Source organism: Luteimonas galliterrae (genome assembly GCF_023374055.1).
GTDB lineage: Bacteria > Pseudomonadota > Gammaproteobacteria > Xanthomonadales > Xanthomonadaceae > Luteimonas_C > Luteimonas_C galliterrae.
Window position 1 is genome coordinate 44001 of sequence record NZ_JAMBEP010000004.1, and the last position, 19201, is coordinate 63201.

Sequence of the window (19201 nt, forward strand, 5' to 3'; positions counted from 1 at the left end):
CAACCCATGCCTGAAGTGATCGTCTATGCCCTCTCCGGACGCACGCGCGAGCAGAAGCGGCGGCTGATGAAAGCGATCACCGACGTCGTGGCCGAACATTTCGCGGTTCCCGCGGCGGGCATCGTGGTGCAGATCGTCGAAGCCGATCGGGAGTCGAAGTCGAAGGGCGGCACGGCGTACGCGGACATGCCGGGTCCGAAGTGAAGATGTCGGGCAGCCGCCTTTCGCTGCGATGCGACTTTGATGTGTACCTGCAGTGACAGCGCGGCGCGGCGTTGGCACGCGACTAGAAGTATCGATGCATGGTTGTGGACAGAAGCTATAAGCCGGTAATCAGGGAGGACGAAAGCTTGTGAGATTGCCGGATCAAACCTCACAAACTTCGGTATGGAAAAGACCCAGGAAAGCCAACTTCCAATAATTTCAAATAGTTGTAGCGCAAGCGCTATGAGGTTTCTTTGGCGAAATCTGTATCTCGACGGTGCTTGCTCACGATATTCCGTCAATAAGAGATGGGTTGCTCTGTCGATCGACGAACGGCCACCGGCTTTTGCTCAAATTTGCAGTTGGATGCAAATTTTCACGGCTGCAAGGCTTTGATCTAACAGCGATCGCTACTCGGAATCTGGAGCGCGCACCCGCGATTAGTCTGAAACGGCGTTCTTACGAGCTTGTCGCCGATCACCCGGAGCGAAGCAGCTCAGATCGGTTCGAGATTCGGCTCACCCGTTCTGGCCGCTGGAGATGGTCTGGAGATAACGCAATGCTTTTACGGTATCGCCATCTTTAACGACTTCAAGTTGATCATCCCATCGACCCGACCGGATGATGAGCTTCGAGGCGACCTTGTTCACAGATCGGTCCTGGTGAAGCTTAAACGTCGCCGTCGCCGGCTGTTCGCGGCTCTACGGTTGATCGCCTTAGGCGTTTACTTCCGTGAAGCCCCGCGACGGCCGCCAGCTTGACACCAGCCCAACACGCCGCGCAGTCTGAATCGCGTGGGGGAGGCTAGGCGGGCCCTCGAATCGGCGGTTGATCGAGTCGGAGTGCTTCGGCCTTGGAATCTTTCATACGGCGGCTCCTAATCAATTCGATTATTGCGCTTTGCGCGATCTGCATCGGTGTGGGTCATGCCGAAGCCAAAGAGGTCGCGGAGAATCGCCCTGTCGTGCTCGCACCGGCCGGGATCCAGCCCGCCTTTGAAGCCATTGATAGGACGCAAGGCCTGCCAAGCACGTCGATCTTGGAGATCAAGAGCGATCGGCATGGGTTCGTCTGGATTGCGGGCGACCGTGGTGTCCATCGCTTCGATGGACACAATTTCTTCAATATCGACCGCGATCCTGGCCAGTCCGATACGTTGGAAAGCCGATTCGTCTATCTGCTCGCCGAAGCCAGCGATGCCATGTGGATCGGTAGCCCCAACGGAGCGCTGCAGCGACTTGATGCGCGCACGGGGAAGCTGACGCGCTTTCCTGTACAGGTGGGTAATGCAAGTCCGAAAGGCGTCCTCCGGATAGAGTGCGATGCGCTGGGACAAGTTTGGCAGATGAGCGATTTGGGACTGGTGCGACTGGGGCGGCGCGGCGACGTTACCTGGGTCATGCCCCGTAGCTTCGACGCCATGATGCTCCACCCGGATGGCAAGCACCTGCTTGTCGCCCTTCCGAATCGTCGCGTGGAGATGATCGACATCCGAGATCCCAAGCGAAGATCCACGCTGTTGACGTTGCCCGAGCGTACCCGAGGAGCCATCGAGTCGATGGTGTCCGACGAAACAGGATTGTGGTTGGCGATAGATCGAGAGCTTTGGCGCTTTGAGTGGAAGACAAGTGCGTTGCGCCGCATCGACATGCCCGTGCCGCTCGTCCGGGCCACCTCCATGGTGCTGGCTCCGGACGGCGCACTCTGGCTTGGCAGCGTCTTCGACGAAGGACTTCAACGGTTCGACCCGGCGCAGGGCACGCTGTCCGTCTACCGCAACGACCCGGACGATCCGCAGAGCCTGCGTCCCGGATCCGTTACAGCCTTGGCGGTGGATCGCGCGAACAACCTGTGGGTCGGTCTCGGGAGCGCGGGTATCAGCCGCTTGAATCTCGGGCAAACGGCCTTGACACGCTATCGTCCAAAGGCTGGGAAAAATGTTTGCGCAATGGCGGAGTTGGAAGACCGCAGTCTGGTAACAACGCTCTGTGGTGGCGGCCTGATGGTATTGAACCGACAGACGGGGCAATTGGAGCCTATGCCGGCCGCATCGTTCTTGCCGCGTTCGTCGCGTGCGCTCGCAAGCGATAAGAACGGCGGACTGTGGATTGCCAGCGTTCGCGAGGGTCTGTTTCATTGGCGGCCGGACGGATCGGTGCGCAGGTTCTCCCTGCAGGAAAAGGGGAACAATCTTCCGACCCCCACGATGACCGATGCGCTCCTGGACGACAGGCAGCGCTTGTGGGTCGGCCATTTGGGTGGCCTCGCAGTCCTGGAACCGGGCGCATCGGAACTTCGCGAAGTCGACGCGTACGACGGGAAGCAGTTGTTCGACTTCGATCTCATCCACGACATTTCACAAGGACGGGATGGATCGCTCTGGGTCGGAACCATGACGGGCTTGGTGAACTTCAACCCCGAAACCCGACAGGTCCGTCGCTATGCATACGTGCCGGGCGACAGTTCCGCATTGTCCGACAATTATGTGCTGCAAACGCATACCGATCGGCAGGGCCGATTGTGGGCGGCCACCCGGGCGGGACTCAACCGCCTCACGTTCGACGGCAAGGGTCGGCCGGTATTCCGCCGCTACGGACTCGGCGATGGGCTCCCCGATATCACCATCGAGGCGATCGTCAATGACGCGCAGGGCGCGTTGTGGGTTGGCACCGGCAATGGCATTGCGCGCTGGGATCCGAAGCGGGATCGCTTTCAGAGTTACCTTCCCTCCGACGGCATCCCCAACACAGACATCAACATGAAGTCGGCGCTGCTCGGCGCCGATGGCGGCTTGTACTTCGGCACGTTGACTGGCATGTGGCGGATCGATCCGCAAGCGCTGAAAATCGCCGACCCGGTACCGGTCGTCCTCAGCAGTTATGAAGCCGGCGACCGGACCATGGTCAATCTACAGGGCGACGCGTTGTCAGGCATCCAAGCGAAGTACGCCGATGGCCGCATGATGTTTCGCATCGCGGTGTTGGGCGACGCACGCCGCCTGTCCTATCGCATGGAGGGGTTGGAGGACAGCTGGCGGAATATGCCCAGCGATTTCACGATCACCTATCACTGGCTGCCTTCGGGAACTTATCGCCTCCAAGTGCGCCAGCTGCAGCCCGATGGCCGCTGGGGCGACCCCCAACTGTCGCTGCCGATCGAGATCATGCCGCCCTGGTGGCGTACCGTCTGGGCCTATCTCCTCTACTCGCTGGTCGTGATCGCGCTGCTGATCGTATCTGCGCGTGCGTTCATGGCGTGGAGGCATAGGGCCTTGAGCGAGCAATTGAAGGAGAGCCATGCCCGGTTATCGGTCGCTTTGCATGCCGCACGGTTCGGTATGTGGGGATGGGATGTGGATACGAACGAAACCGAGCTCGATTCATATGCAAGGAAACTGCTCGCCGTCCCGACCGACGTGCGGCCGATGGCAGATGTCTTCGGGCGGATGCACCCCAACGACGCCGAACGCGTCCGTGAGCAGGTCGACCATGCTTTGCAGGACAATGTTGCAGTCGACTTCGAGTTCCGTCTTCCCGATGCCGATGCCGATGCCGATGCCGATGCCGATGCCGATGCCGATGCCGATGCCGATGCCGATTCCGGTTTGGGGTGGCGTTGGATCGAAGGTCATGCCACTCCCTATCCGCGACCAGGAAAAACCGCTTACGTCATCGGCGTCAGCCGCGATGCCACGCAACGCAAGCGCGAACGACTGGAACTTGAGCAATCCAAGCAGGCCGCCGAACACGCGCTTGAGGAATTGACGCGGTCACGCCTCGACTTGGCTATGGCGCTCGAGAGCGGCGACCTCGGCGTCTGGCGCTCCGAACGGTCCTACGGCGCAGCGGTCAGTGAAGGGATGTGGACACGCGGATTCACCATAGACTGCGATGCCAACGTACGTCGCATAGTCGGCTGGCCTGTGGACGGCGACATCACGCGTGGGGACTTCCTTCGAGCGGTGCATCCGGACGACAGAAGGAGGGTATTGGAACGACTTTTACGCGCGCTGACGGAAAGCGGCAACTATGCGGATCAGTATCGGATCGTTCAGTCTAATGGAGAGGTGCGTTGTATCGCAGTGCTCGCTGCGTCCATCCGCAATGCCGATCATCCGGCCGCCGGAGCATCTCTGACGGGCATCGTGCGCGATGTAACCGGAGAGGAGGCGCTCAAGGCGGGGCTGCAACAAGCGGCGGAGGAAGCGCGCCTGGCGACGGAGGCCAAGGGACGCTTCCTTGCCATGATGAGCCACGAAATCCGCACGCCCATCAACGGCGTCATCGGCGTGATCGATCTGCTATTCAAGACGCCCATGGACGAGGAGCAGCAGCAGCTGCTTGGGATCTGCAAAGACTCCGCTCAGGTGTTGCTGACAATCATCAACGATATCCTTGATTTCTCGAAGATAGAGGCGGGGAAATTAAAGCTAGAACATGCATCGCTGTCGCCGCGTAGGCTGGTGGAGTCCGTGGCCGAATCGCTGCACACAGAGGTCGTCCGCAGAGGAATCGACCTGGATGTCTTTATCGCCCACGACGTGCCTCGTCGTTTGTTAGGCGACCGCGTCCGACTGCATCAGGTGCTCGCCAACCTGATCGGGAACGCGGTCAAGTTCACCGAAAAGGGGGGCGTTCGCGTTTACGTAAGCGTGGAGGGCATGTTTGCCGGCAATCTGCGCCGTGTCCGCTTCGACATCGTCGACACGGGTATCGGTATGGACCACCGTACCCTCGATAGCCTCTTCCAGCCATTCGAGCAGGCCGAAGCGACCACTACACGCCGCTTCGGCGGCACGGGTCTTGGCCTGACGATCGTCAAACATCTTGTGACGCTGATGGAAGGAGAAATCGAATGCGACAGCATGGTCGCGTCGGGCAGTCGTTTCAGCGTGATTATTCCGCTGGAATCTATCGCACACCGCGGCGCCGCAAAGGATCATGCGGTCGCCGGCGCGAAGGTTCTCGCGCTGTGCGAGTCCACCGAGCGCGCGTCGCTGCTGCGCGAACTTTGCAGCGATCTCCACGTGGATATCGAGACTGCGGCTTCGCCAGCCGCGCTGTTGCAGCGTCTGGATCACATGCAAGGTACTGCGGCGGAACGGACTCTGGTTCTCATAGACAAGGGTTTCGCGGAGGACCATGAGGCACTCTGCCGCGCCATTCACGCGACCGCCGCGCAGCTCCCGATCGTCCTCGTGCGTAAGGAGGGTCCGCGAGCGACGTCGCCTTTCGTCCAGGGGGTCACGACGGTGGCCGGTAGTCCGCTGACCAGTCCCGGATTAGCGCGGGGCTTCCAGCTGGCGTTGGGCTTGGCCAGCCCCGAGCTTCCCACCCCGGCCGTCGAATCGTCCGCAGATATTCCGATCCGAAGCGAGATCGCCGCCGAGGCGGAGATCCTCGTCGCCGACGACAACGCGACCAATCGCGAGGTGATCACCCGCCAGCTGCGACGCCTAGGCTACGCCTGCGACGTAGTCGAAGACGGCGAGCAGGCTTGGGAGCGGCTGCAGACGGAGCGCGGCCGTTATCGGTTGCTGCTGACGGATTGCCATATGCCGAAACTGGATGGCTACGGACTGGTCGAGCGGATCCGTCAACAAGAATCGGCTTCGGGCCGTCCGCGCTTGCCGATCGTGGCAATCACCGCAAACGCCTTGCTGGGAGAGGGGGAACGCTGTCTCGCATGCGGAATGGATGCTTTTCTAGCCAAGCCCATGCAAATGCCGGATCTGGAGCGGATTCTCGCTCGGATGCTTCCCCGCGCGATGGGGACCGAAACGGAAACGACGGGCTCATCGCAGGAGGTCGAGGCTGAGTTCGATGCCTTGGCTCGCCTCGTAGGCAACGACGAAACGAAGTTGCATCGCTTGCTGGATATTTTCTTGACCAGCACAGGCGCAGACCTCGAGCAGTGGAGGCTGGCTCGATCTGCAGCCGACGGCAGCGCGTTGAGGCATCTCGCACATAAGCTGAAGTCAGGATGCATCCAGTTGGGGGAGCAGTCGGCCGCGTCCGCTTTCGAAGCCGTAGAGTTCCATTCGGGGACGGCCGCCGATCTGCGAGCGCTGGCAGCATCCGCCCAGCGCGAGCTCGAATTGACCCTGGCACGCGTCGCTGCTTTCAAAGAACGATCTCTAGCAGAGGGCCGTTGATTGCGAGCGTTGCGCATGGGCAGTCGTATCGAAGGGCACGAGGAGGCCCCCTGTGGAAGCGAGCGGAGCGTAACTGTCTCCTAGGATTTTTCCCAATACCGGCATCGCGCCTCCTTGCCTATCCTCGCAGCCGCATTTTGTACGCCGCCCTCACCCCCGAGAGCTAATACGAGTGCGCCGTTTGCGGGATTACTGACGCAATCGGCGACTGTCGCGATGACAGCCAGGATGAGGTGGGGCGCTGAGATAGCCTCCGCCTCATCCGTTTTTCTCGACAATACGGTCGTTCACGGGCTGCTCGCAGCATCATGAAGTGCTGATCCGTTGCGATCATCCGCGATCTCAGATTTTCCTAGGCGGCATTCATGCCGACTCCGCCAGAAGCCGATAGGCACGGCTCCTAGGACTTTTCCCAATTCCGCAGCACGGCCTCTCTCTCTATGGTGTTGCTCGTATGGCTTGCGTATGCAATGAGCAATCGGGCGATCTCGGAGGCGGCATGCGATGACCATTCAATTCCCCGAGTTGGCCAAGCTGCTTGGAAACGATCCCGATAAGGTCAGACTCGTGATTGGGGAGTTCTACCGCTCCGCGACGCTGGATCTGCAGCGCCTGGAGCGCGCCGCCGCCGCGGATCGGTGGGACGTCGTGCATGAAATCGCGCAAAGGCTTCATGTCGGTTGCCTGCAAATATGCGAACCCGGCGCCGCTCATGCGGCCACCCTGTTGGGGCATGTCCCCGGCGAGTTCTTTGCCGACGTCTACGCCCGGCGCCGTCCGGACATTGTTGAACTGCTGGAGCGTGCGCAGGAATTTACCGATGGCGACGCCTCCGCCAGTTGGCGAAAGGCCGAGCACGAGGGGTAGGGCGGAGCCTGCGGTTTAGCAATGCCCGTTGCCCTTAGCCAGGATTAATAGCCTCCTGCCTAGGACTTTTCCCAATATCGGTACGGGGGGCGACTGTCTAGCATGAATCGCGAATAGAAGGGGATATGGACGTCTGCAGCCAACCTTGCTCGGCCGCATGAGTCTCCGAAGCGCGCGCTGTCGAAGTATTCAATCAGTCGAGCGCCAACCCCGACTATTGCTTGAGATGCATCCATCCAGATTTGTCTTCGCGCGAACCGTTTCGCGTCGCACGCAGATCGTTGTTTTCGCATGCAGGAACCGCGTAGACGCAATCGCCGCGCCTTCGCCATACAACCGTAGGAACTAGGGGGCTGCCATGAACCGTATCTTTCGCATCATCTGGTCGCATGCGCAGAGCGCGTTGATCGTCGTTTCCGAACTCGCCACGAAGCGGAGCAAGCGCAGCGGCGGGGCGGAAGTGGATGAGCGCGTCGCGGCGTCGTTGCTGATGCTCGACCGCGATACGACCGAAGGCTCCCCGCCGGCCACAGCGTGGCCGCTGCGGGTCGGCATCGTGCTGGCGCTGCTGGCGCTGTGCGCGCCTGCGCAGGCGGCGGACCGGTGGTGGGATCCCAACGGCACCGCCATCGGCCTGGGCGGCGCCGGCACCTGGAATACGAGCAATGCTTTCTGGAGCATCAACAACGATGGCGTGAGCGGTCCCTTCAGCCCGTGGAACAATGCGGCCCTGGACGATGCCTTCTTCGCCGGCACTGCCGGCGCCGTAACCCTGGGCGGGCCCATCACCGTCCACAACATCACTTTCCAGACCAACGGTTACACGATCACCGGCGGCACCCTGACCTTCAGCGGCGTCGATCCGACCATATCGGTCACGACGGGCGCCGCCACCATTTCCTCGCTGATCAATGGCACCAGCGGGCTGACCAAGGCCGGCGGCGGCACACTGACCTTGTCGAACAACAACAGCTTCGCCGGCGGTGTGACCGTCAATGGGGGCACGTTGAGCCTCTCCGGCAACAATAGTTTCGGCAGCGCTCCCACCGTCATCAGCGGCGGTCTCAACTTGCTCGGCACCAACAGCTTCGTCGGCGATATCAACGTCAATGGCTCGCTGTTCGCCAGCGGCGCCGCCGCCCTGGGCGACGCCGGCAACAACATCACTATCTCGGGCGGTTCGCTGAACATCGGCACGACGGGCGGCAGCCTGGCTGGACGCACGGTCACGCTCAGCGGAGTGGGGAGAGTCGGCATCGCCGGGGCGGGTATCGGCGGCGCCCATTTCACCGGCACCGGTGGCCTTACCGTCAGCGCCGGGGTGAACCTGACCGACGATACGAACAACTACACCGGTTCGACAGCCTTCAACGGCGCCGGCGGCTCCACGTTCACTTCGATCGGCAATCTGGGGGAAGCCAGTTCACTGGGGGCGCCCACCACCGTTACGGACGGCACCATCGGCATATCGAATCCGAGCGGAACCACCGGCACGCGCACCGTTTCGTATGTCGGCGATGGCGATGTGTCGAACCGCAATTGGATCCTGACCGCCAACGGTTATCGCGGCGCGGGCCTTACCAACAGCGGCACCGGGACCCTGACGCTGACAGGCGCCATTTCGGTGAACAGGACCGCTCTTGCCAATACGCCTTCGTTCACGGCGCAAACCGCGGACCTCGAGCTGCTTGGCGTCATCAGCGGTAACGACGTCGCCTTCAACGCGAATGCCGGGCGCGTCCTGAGGCTTGGCGATGCCAACACCTTCGCGAGCGGCAGCATCGGCGGCGCGGGCAAGGTGGAAGCGGCGACCCTGGCGAATGTCGGCGTCGCCAGCTCGCTGGGCACAGGCGGCGGGACAAACGTAAGCGGCACCCTGAGCTATGTCGGGGCAGGCGCCAGCACCAACCGCAGCTGGGGTCTCAGCGGTACGCTCAGCAATGACGGGACGGGCATGCTGACGTTGAGCGGCGGCATGGGCATCAGCGGCAACGCCACCCTGGGCGGCAGCTTCACCGGCGCGGACAATGTGTTTTCGGGCGTGATCTCGGGCGCCGGCAACCTGCGCAGCGGTGGGGCAGGCACCTGGGCGCTCACGGGCGCCAACACCTATACCGGCAGCACGATCGTCGACAGCGGCGTACTGCGTGCGGGGTCGGCCGGCGCCTTCGGCGCGTCCACCGCATTCGTCGTCAACGGCGGCACGCTCGACATGAACGACTTCGACAAGACGCTCACCACCCTGTCGGGCAGTGGCGGCACAGTCGACCTGGGCAGCGCCACCCTGACGATGCAGGGCGCGACAGGAGTCACCGCCACATACGCGGGCAATATTGCCGGCAGCGGCGGCTTGACCAAGCTGGGCGCCAGTACCCAGACCTTGACCGGCGCCAGCACCTATACGGGAGACACCACGATCGGCGGCGGCGTCCTGAACCTCGACTTCAGCGGCGCCGGCGGGCCGGCGAGCGGCATCATTTCCAGCGCTTCCACGCTGAACATGAGCGGCGGCCGGATCAACGTGACCGGCGCAGCCGGCGAGAACAACACCCAAACCTTCGACGGCGTGTTCATCAGCGCCGGCAACAACACGATCAACGCCACGTCCGGCACGGGCGGCAGCCTGACGGTCAACCTCGGCGCCATCACCCGCACCGGCGGGCTGATGAACTTCAACCTGCCGGGCAGCGGCAACATCACCACGACCAATACGGCGTTGGGCGGTTGGGCCACGGTGAACGGCACCGACTATGCCAAGGTGGTCGGCGGCAACATCCTGGCCTTCACCGAGGCCGATTACACCGACAAGGACAACGCGGCCAACTGGCTGGCCAACGAGTTCATCACCGATGTCGACGGCTTCTTCGGCGCGGTGAACGGCAGCGTGCAGCTGGGCGGCCTGCGCTACACCGCGCCGACGTCCACCACCGTGACCGTGCAGGCCGGCGAGACTCTAGGCGTGGACGGCACCATCATCGTCGCGCCTTCGGTGGCGAACACGAACCAGGTCATCACCGGCGGCATGCTGACCGGCGCCATCGGCGGCACATTGGGCGTGCAGCAGAACAGCACGGGCAATTTCACCATCGCTTCGCAGATCGTCGACAACGGCGGCAGCATCGGCTTCACCAAGGCCGGCACCGGGCTGGTCACCCTGGCCAATGCCAACAACAGCTACACCGGCGCCACCCAGGTGGTGCAGGGCACGTTGTCCGTCGCCGACATCGGCAACGGCGGTGCGGCCAGCGGCATAGGCGCCTCGTCCGCCGATTCGGCCAACCTGCTGTTGGAAGGCGCCACTTTGCGCTACACCGGCACCGGCGATACCAGCGATCGCGGTTTCACCTTCAAAAAATCAGGCGCCATCACGGGTAGCGGAATCGAAGTCACCAACGCTGGCGCCAACCTGACCTTCGGCGGTTTGGTCACCAGCCCCGACGGCGCCAACTTCACCAAGAGCGGCGCCGGCACCCTCACCCTGGCCAACGATGCCAACGACTTCACGGGCATCACTACCGTTAGCGGCGGTCTGCTGTCAGTCGACACACTGGCCAATGGCGGCGTGGTCAGCGGCATCGGTCAGTCCAGTAGCGCATCCGCCAACCTGGTGCTCGCTGGCGGTGGCCTGCAGTACACCGGCGGCACGGTGAGCACCGACCGTGGGTTCACCTTAGGCACCGGCAACGGCACCGTCGACGTCAGCAATGGCGCGACTACACTGACCGTCAGCGGCGCGGTAGTCGGCGGCGGCCGGCTGACCAAGAACGGCGACGGCACCTTGGTGCTTTCCGGCACCAACACTTACAGCGGCGGCAACACGGTCAATCGCGGCATTCTGCGCGCCGGCTCGACCCAGGCTTTCGGCGCGGCCGGCGGGCCCGTGAACTTGGCCAACACGGCGGGCGTGCTGCTGGACCTGGATGGATTCAACAACGCCATCGGCCCGCTGAGCGGCGGTGGCGCGAACGGCGGCAACGTGACCTTGGACGCCGCCACCCTGACGATCAACGGCGACGGCGGCAACTACTCGGGCGTCATCAGCGGCACCGGCGGCATCACGCGCGCCGGCGGCGGCACCCAGACCTTCAATGGCTGCAACAATACCTACACCGGCCCTACCAGCCTGCAGGGCGCTACGGTGAGCGTGGACTGCCTGGCCAACGGCGGGATCGCCAGCGGCATCGGCGCGTCCGGCAGTGCTTCCACCAACCTGGTTCTCAACAGCGGTGGTTTGAACTACACCGGGGGCACCATCACGATCGATCGCGGCTTTCAGCTCGCCGGCGGCACCAGCACGATCGGCGTGACCAATGCGGCCACCACGCTGGAGTTCACCGGCCAGGTCATCGGCGGCGGCGGTTTGAACAAAGGGGGCGCGGGCACCCTGGTCCTGTCCGGGACAAACACGTCCACCGGCAATACGCAGATCTCGGCAGGCGTGCTGCGCGCAGCGATAACCAATGCCTTCGGTCCCCAAGGGCATATGACCCTGAACAACGCCGCGGGCGTGCTGTTGGACCTGGATGGGTTCGACACGGTGGTGACCTCCCTCAACGGCGGCGGCGCCAACGGCGGCAACATCAGCCTTGGCGATGCCGTGCTGACGCTCAGCAACGGCGGCAGCACCTACGCGGGGGCCATCAGCGGTACCGGCAGCCTGATCAAAAATGGCATTGGCGACCAGGCGCTCACCGGCTGCAACAGCAGCTATACCGGTCCCACGGTCATCAACGGCGGCAGCCTCACCGTCAGTTGCCTGACCGACGGCGGCGTCAGCAGCTCCATCGGCGCCTCCGGTTCCGCGCCCGCCAACCTCGTGGTCAACGGCGCGCTGCGCTATGTCGGCGACGGCGACAGCACCAATCGCCAGTTCACGCTGGGCACGAGCGGCGGCACCATCGAATCTTCCGGCACCGGCACCATCGACTTCACCTACAACGGTCCGGTGACCCTGGCCGGCGCCAACACCGCGCGCACCTTGACGCTGACCGGCACCAACACGGGCGACAACGTCTTCTCCGCGCAACTGGACGACAACGGCACCGGCGCCACCTCGCTGACCAAGACCGGCACCGGCACCTGGCGCCTGACCAACAACGACAGCACTTACACCGGTGTCACCCGGATCAACGGCGGCGTGCTCAGCGTCGATCAGATGGCGAACGGCGGCCTGGCCAGCAGCATCGGCGCCTCGTCGAATGCGGCCGCGAACCTGGTGATCGGCAATGGATCCACGTTGCGCTACACCGGCGCCGGCGACACCACCGACCGCCAGTTCACCCTGGATACCGGCGTCACTTTCATCGAGTCCTCCGGCACCGGCGCGCTGCAGTTCACCAACACGGGCGCGGTCAGCCTCACCGGCACCAACACCGCGCGCACCATCGCGCTGGGCGGCACCAACACCGGCGACAACACCCTGGGCGGCGCCATCGGCGACAACGGCACCGGTAGGACGACCCTGGCCAAGAACGACAGCGGCACTTGGATCCTGACCGGCAACAACACCTTCACCGGCAACACGGTCATCAACAACGGCAATTTGATGATCGGCAACGGCGGCACCACCGGCAACGCCGGTGCCGGCAACGTCATCATCGACTCCGCGACCTCGACGCTGTCGCTCAACCGCAGCGACACCTTCACCTTCGGCGGCACCCTGAGCGGCCCAGGCACCCTGGCGCAGATCGGAAGCGGCACCAGCGTGCTGGCTTCGGCCGGCAACAGCGTCGGCGCGACCACCATCGGCACCGGTACGCTGCAGGTGGACGGCGGTCTGGCGACATCGACGGTCGGCATGACCGGCACCTCTGCGCTGACCGTGAATGGCACGGTGCAAGCGCCGGGTAACACTCAGACTGCGCTCACCGGCGATGCCGGCGAACAGACCATCACCGTGGGCGCCGGCGGCACGCTGCTGGCCAGCGGCGACCTGGGCGGCGGCAACGACACCGTGGACCTCACCGGCACCCTGAATACCGGCGCCGGAGCCCTGCAATTGGGCGATGGCGACGACACGCTGGTGCTCAACGACGGTGCGCAGATCCTGGGCGACGGCGTGGGTACCTCCGGCGGCACCGGCACCGACACCCTGGTGGTCGACACCGCGCTGGGCTACATGCTGGACGGCAGCGATATCGACACCTTCGACATCCTGACCAAGCAGAACTCCGGTGAGCTGGTCCTGACGGGCGACCACGACTTCGCCACGGGCACGAACCTCAACGGCGGCACCTTGGACGTGGACGGCACCTTGGAGACGCCGGCCTTGGTCATGGCCGACGGCACTGCGCTGAACGTGGACGGCACCCTAGAGGGCGCCGGCAGCACGCCGGCGACCATCACCGGCAGCGCCGGCACCAACGCCATCACGGTCGGCATCACCGGCACATTGCGTGCGAATGGCGACCTGGGCGACGGCAGCGATAGCGTGATCCTGGCGGGGACTCTCAGCACCGGCGCCGGTACGCTGGGCCTGGGCGCCGGCGATGACGTGCTGACGCTGCAGGATGGATCGTTCATCGAAGGCGGCGGCGTGGACGCCGGCGCCGGCAGCAACGACCGACTGGTGTTGGACAACGCGCTGGCGATGGTCTTCGACGGCGGCCAGACCGCCGGCTTCGAGACGCTGCTCAAGCAAAACACCGGCACCGCCAGCATGATCGGCAGCCAGAGCTTCAGCGGCGGCACGGCAATCGACGGTGGCACGCTGGACGTGGACGGCACGCTGCAAACGCCGACCGTCGCGCTGGCCGACGGCACCACACTGAACGTGGACGGCACGGTCGACGGCGGCGCCGGCACCACGGCCGCGATCGCCGGTAGCGCCGGCGACAATATGATCGCGGTGGGCGTGGGTGGCACGCTGCTGGCCAACGGCGATCTGGGCACGGGCAACGACCTGCTGGATGTGGCGGGCACGCTCGATACCGGCGCCGGCGTATTCGCGCTGGGCGATGGCGACGACACCCTGACCATCCACGAGAACACCAACATCATCGGTACCGTGTCGGCCGGCGCCGGCAACGACACCTTCGATACCCATATCGACACCGTCGCCGATCTCGGCGCGGTGCAGGGTTTCGAGACGCTGAGCAAGACCGGTACCGGCGTGTTGAACATCAACGGACCGATGAGTTCGGACTTCACCGCGGTCGAAGTGTCCGAAGGCATTTTGAACGTGACTGCCGCCGGCGACGTCGTTCCCGCGCCCGGCGGCACGCTGGATACCACCGTGGCGAGCGGCGCCGCCCTGAACGTCGACGGCAGCTACGGTTGCGGCGCCGGCAACGACGCGATGACCGTAGCCGGCACCGTGTCGGGCACCGGCACCATCGACCTGTGCGGCGGCGACGACACCCTGACGCTGCAGGACGGCGCGGTGCTGGACAACGCCATCGGCGGCGGTCTGGGCGCAGGCGACACGCTGGTGATCGACAACGCCGGTGCGTTTGCTTTCGATGCCGGCAACACCTCCGGCTTCGAGTTGCTGCGGAAAGACAACGCCGGCACCGCGACCTTGACCGGGAGCCAGAACTTCATCGGCGGCACGACGATCGCCGGCGGCACGCTGGATGTGGACGGTACGCTGGAAACGCCGACGATTGTCTTGGCCGACGGCACCGAACTGAATGTCGACGGCACTGTGCATGCGGCCGGTCCGACTCCGGCGATGATCACCGGCAGCACCGGCGTCAACACGGTGACGGTGGGAGCCACCGGCGCGCTGCTGGCGACCGGCGACCTGGGCACCGGCAACGACACCCTCGATGTGATTGGCACACTAAACACCGGCGGCGGCGTGTTCGCGCTGGGCGACGGCGACGACAACTTCGTGGTCCATGACGGCAGCGTGGTGCTGGGCACGGTCGACGGCGGCGCCGGCCTGGACACGCGCACCTACGACATCAACACCAGCGCCGACCTCGGCGCGCTGATGAACTTCGAGGGCGTGACCAAGACCGGTGCCGGCGTGCTCAACATCGCCGGTCCGGGCGCCACCGACCTGCAGGAAGTCGAAGTGCTTGGCGGTACGCTGAACATCGGTGCGGGCGGCAGCGTGGTCGCAACCGCCGGCAGCACCCTGGACGCCGTGGTCGCCGGCGGCGCCACCCTGAACGTCGACGGCAGCTTCGGCTGCGGTGCCGGCAATGACTCGATGACGGTATCGGGAACGGTGTCGGGCAGCGGCACGATCGACCTGTGCGATGGCGACGACACGCTGACGCTCAACGATGGCGCCGCACTCGCCACCGCGGTCAGCGGCGGCGCGGGCAGCAGCGACACCGTGCTGCTCAACAACGCTGGCGCGCTGGCTTTCGACGCCAGCAGCACGACCGACTTCGAGATCCTGCAGAAGGACAACACCGGTATCGCCGCCCTCACCGGAACGCTAAGCTTCGTGGGCGGCACTACCGTCAACGGCGGCGTCCTGGATGTGGACGGTACGCTGGAAACGCCGACCGTGGCGCTGGCCGACGACGCCGTGCTCAATGTCGATGGCACCGTACAAGCGGCCGGCGGTACGGCGGCGGCGATCACCGGCAGCGCCGGTACCAACACGATATCGGTCACCGGCACGCTGCTGGCGACCGGCGATCTGGGCGACGGCAACGATGTCCTCGATGTGGCCGGCACGCTCGACACGATGGGCGGCACGTTCGCGCTGGGCGATGGCGACGACACCCTGACCATCCACGACGGCACCGCCATCATCGGCACGGTGACGGCGGGGGCGGGCAACGACACCTTCAACGCCGATATCGCGACCAGCGCAGACCTGGGCGCGGTCCAGGCCTTCGAGACCCTGAGCAAGACCGGTGTCGGCGTGCTCAATGTCAACGGCCCGACGAGTTCTGATTTCAACACGGTCAATGTGCTGGCGGGCACTTTGAATGTGGCCGCGGGCGGCAGCGTAACGGCGCAGACCACCACGGTCGCCGCAGGCAGCACGTTGCTGGTCGGCGGCAGTTACTCGGGCACGACAGGTGACGATTTTCTCGACGTGGCGGGCACGCTCGACATGGGCGGCGGCGCGTTCCTGCTCGGCGACGGCGACGACAATTTCGTGGTGCACGACGGTACCGTCGTGCTCGGCACCGTCGACGGTGGCGCCGGTCTGGACACGCGTGCCTACGACATCAACACCGTTGCCGATCTGGGTGCGCTGGCGAACTTCGAGGCCGTCACCAAGACCGGCACCGGCGTGCTCAACATCAACGGGCCGGGCGCGACCGACTTGCAGGAAGTCAGCGTGCTCGGCGGCACGCTGAACGTCGGTCCGGGCGGCAGCGTGGTCGCCACCGCCGGCAGCGCCCTGAACACCCTGGTCGCCACGGGGGCGACCTTGAACGTCGAGGGCAGCTACGGCTGCGGTGACGGCAACGACACGATGGCGGTGTCGGGCACCGTGTCGGGCAGCGGCACCATCGATCTGTGCGGTGGCGAGGACGTGCTGACGCTCAACGACGGCGCGGCGCTGAACAACGTCATCAGCGGCGGCGGCCACGGCACCGGCGATACGGTGGTGCTGAACAACGCCGATGCGCTGAGCTTCGACGCCGGCAACACCATCAACTTCGAATTCCTGCAGAAGGACAACACCGGCGAAGCGATCCTGACCGGAACGCAGAGCTTCGTCGGCGGCGCCACGGTCAACGGCGGCGTCCTGACCGTGGACGGCACGCTGGAAACACCGACCGTGGCGCTGGCCGACGACACCGTGCTCAACATCGACGGCGCGCTGCAGGCGATCGGCGGTGCTGCGACGGGCATCTCCGGCAGCGCCGGTGCTAACACCGTGACGGTGAGCGAGGGCGGTACGCTGCTGGCGACGGGCGACCTGGGCGACGGCAACGATGTGCTGGACGTGGCGGGCACGCTGGATACCGCGGGCGGAACGTTCGTCCTGGGCGACGGCGACGACACCCTGACCATCCACGACAACACCAACATCGTTGGCACGGTGGTGGCCGGGGCGGGCAACGACACGTTCAACGCCGACATCGCCACCCAGGCCGACTTGGGTGCGGTGCAGGACTTCGAGACCCTGAGCAAGACCGGTGTCGGCGTGCTCAACATCAACGGTCCGATGAGTTCTGACTTCGCCACCGTCAACGTGCTCGGCGGCGCCCTGAACGTGACTGCGGGCGGCAGCGTCATGGCGCAAACCACCACGGTCGCCGCCGGCGCCACTCTCGATGTGCAGGGTCGCTTCACCGGTACCGAAGGCAACGACCGCTTCACTTCGACGGGCACCGTGCGCGGCGCGCTTGCCTTCGGCGGGGGCGACGACAGCGTGGATTTCCTGGGCGGCGACTTAAGCGGACTCGCCGGCCTGGACGGCGGTGCAGGTGGTGGCGATCGTTTGAGCTTCCACGGCATGAGCCTGGACAACGACGTCCTGACCCCTGCGACCGGATGGGAGCGGGTGGATCTACTCGAAGGCAGCGAACTGGCTTTGAACGCCCCGCTGAATTTGTCCGGCGGCCTGCTGTCGATCGACGCGACATCGGAATTGATCGCCAGCGCAGGTGCGAGCCTGACCGGCAATCTGGCCAACTCGGGCCTGATCGCGGTAGGCAGCGCCCGCTTCGGCGTGAACGGCAATTACACCGGCGGCGGCGCGTTGGCGTTGACGGTATCGCCGGCCGGATTGACGTCGGGCGGGCTGGACATCTCGGGCGATGTGGTGGGCACTACCGCCATCGCGTTCGACAGCGATGGCACGCAAGCGCCGCCGCAATCGGCCTCCATCCTGGTGATTTCCAGTCCCAACGACGATCCGGCCACCGCTGGCGGCTTCACGCCGGCGGACTCCGCAGATGGCACGGTGCGCTTGAGCGGCAGCGTGTTCCCCTGGTCGTTCGGGCAGCAGGCGGACGGCTGGTATTTGAACGCCGAAACCGATGTCGTCCTGCCGGAAATCGGCGGCTATGCGTTGCTGCCGAGCATCGGGCAAGCCGGCATCCTGGAAAACAACCGCCTGTTGTCGCAGCGCCTGTCGGGCATCCGCGGCGATCAGCCGCGATGCGATCAGAACGAAGACGACACGCGCGCGTATTGGAAGCTGGCCGGCGATTGCCATGGCTTCTGGATGGCGGCCACGGCCAGCGAGCTGGAGATGGGCGCCGATCCGGGCTTCGCATTCAGCGGCGACAGCGTTGGCGTGTATGTGGGGGCGGACGTCCTGTTGCAGGATCGCGAAACCCGGACGTTCCGCGGCGGTCTGTACGCCGGATTCCAACGCGGCAACTATTGGGCCACCGGTGCCAATTCGACCGGCCTGCAGGGCATCGGCCAAGCCAATGTGCGCACCGACACGCCGACGTTCGGCATGTACGGCAGCGTCAACTGGCGCGAGGGCAGCTATCTCGACACGACCTTGGTGGCGCAGATCCCGGAAGCGACCATCGCCGTGGCCGGCGGTTTCAAGGAAGAGATTCTCGGCAACAGCCTGACCCTCAGCACGCAGGTGGGCCGTCGTTTCCGCCTGGATAATGGCTGGACCCTGGAGCCGCAAGCGCAACTGAGCGCAAGCGCGGTGCACTGGCAGAACAAGACCGATGCCAGCGGCAAGCAACTGGCCATAGACGACGGCCTGCTGGGCAAGGCACGTGTGGCAGTACGTGCGGAGAAGGTCTTCGAAACCGAGGGCGGCGCGCGGATCCGCCCATGGGCGACGCTGGGGATGCAGGACACGATAGGCGAGAGCGAAAACGCGCTCGTCGTCGCATCGCCGGGGCTGGGCGCGGACGCTGCGGCCTTCCCGAATCACGAGCTGGGTCTGACAGCCACGCTGGACTTGGGCGTGGAAGCCGAGTTCAACGAGTCCGTCAGCCTGTTCGGTGTGCTCTCGTACGACAAGAGCATCGAGGGCACCGATGCCGAGCAGCGGCAAGCGAACATGGGCGTAAGGATCCGGTGGTAAGACGTGACGCGCTTCACTACGGTTAAAGCTCGGACGGAAGCGATTCC

The 19201-nt window shown here is 64.6% G+C and carries 5 protein-coding genes; 4 read left to right on the forward strand and 1 reads right to left on the reverse strand.

The window, feature by feature from the left end:
• Nucleotides 1–6 precede the first annotated feature (6 nt).
• Nucleotides 7–204 carry a tautomerase family protein gene (locus tag M2650_RS14520; RefSeq protein ID WP_249475767.1) on the forward strand — a complete coding sequence of 66 codons (198 nt, stop codon included), beginning with the start codon at nt 7–9 and terminating at the stop codon, nt 202–204.
• Between the two features lie 518 nt (nt 205–722).
• Here the strand turns inward: M2650_RS14520 and M2650_RS16455 are convergent.
• Nucleotides 723–854 (reverse strand): hypothetical protein, encoded by a 132-nt coding sequence (locus M2650_RS16455; RefSeq protein WP_283254809.1) that lies wholly within the window; start codon nt 852–854, stop codon nt 723–725.
• A gap of 203 nt (nt 855–1057) precedes the next feature.
• On the opposite strand from M2650_RS16455, the gene M2650_RS14525 reads away from it, so the two are divergent.
• The 3 genes from M2650_RS14525 to M2650_RS14535 all read left to right on the forward strand — a co-directional run bounded on the left by M2650_RS14525 (nt 1058) and on the right by M2650_RS14535 (nt 19154).
• Complete coding sequence (locus M2650_RS14525; RefSeq protein ID WP_249475769.1) at nt 1058–6358, forward strand: ATP-binding protein; 5301 nt, start codon at nt 1058–1060, stop codon at nt 6356–6358.
• A gap of 504 nt (nt 6359–6862) precedes the next feature.
• The gene (locus tag M2650_RS14530) at nt 6863–7225 is read left to right on the forward strand and encodes a hypothetical protein (RefSeq protein WP_249475771.1); all 363 of its coding nucleotides are present in this window, start codon (nt 6863–6865) and stop codon (nt 7223–7225) included.
• A gap of 358 nt (nt 7226–7583) precedes the next feature.
• Nucleotides 7584–19154 (forward strand): autotransporter-associated beta strand repeat-containing protein, encoded by an 11571-nt coding sequence (locus M2650_RS14535; RefSeq protein ID WP_249475773.1) that lies wholly within the window; start codon nt 7584–7586, stop codon nt 19152–19154.
• Nucleotides 19155–19201 lie beyond the last annotated feature (47 nt).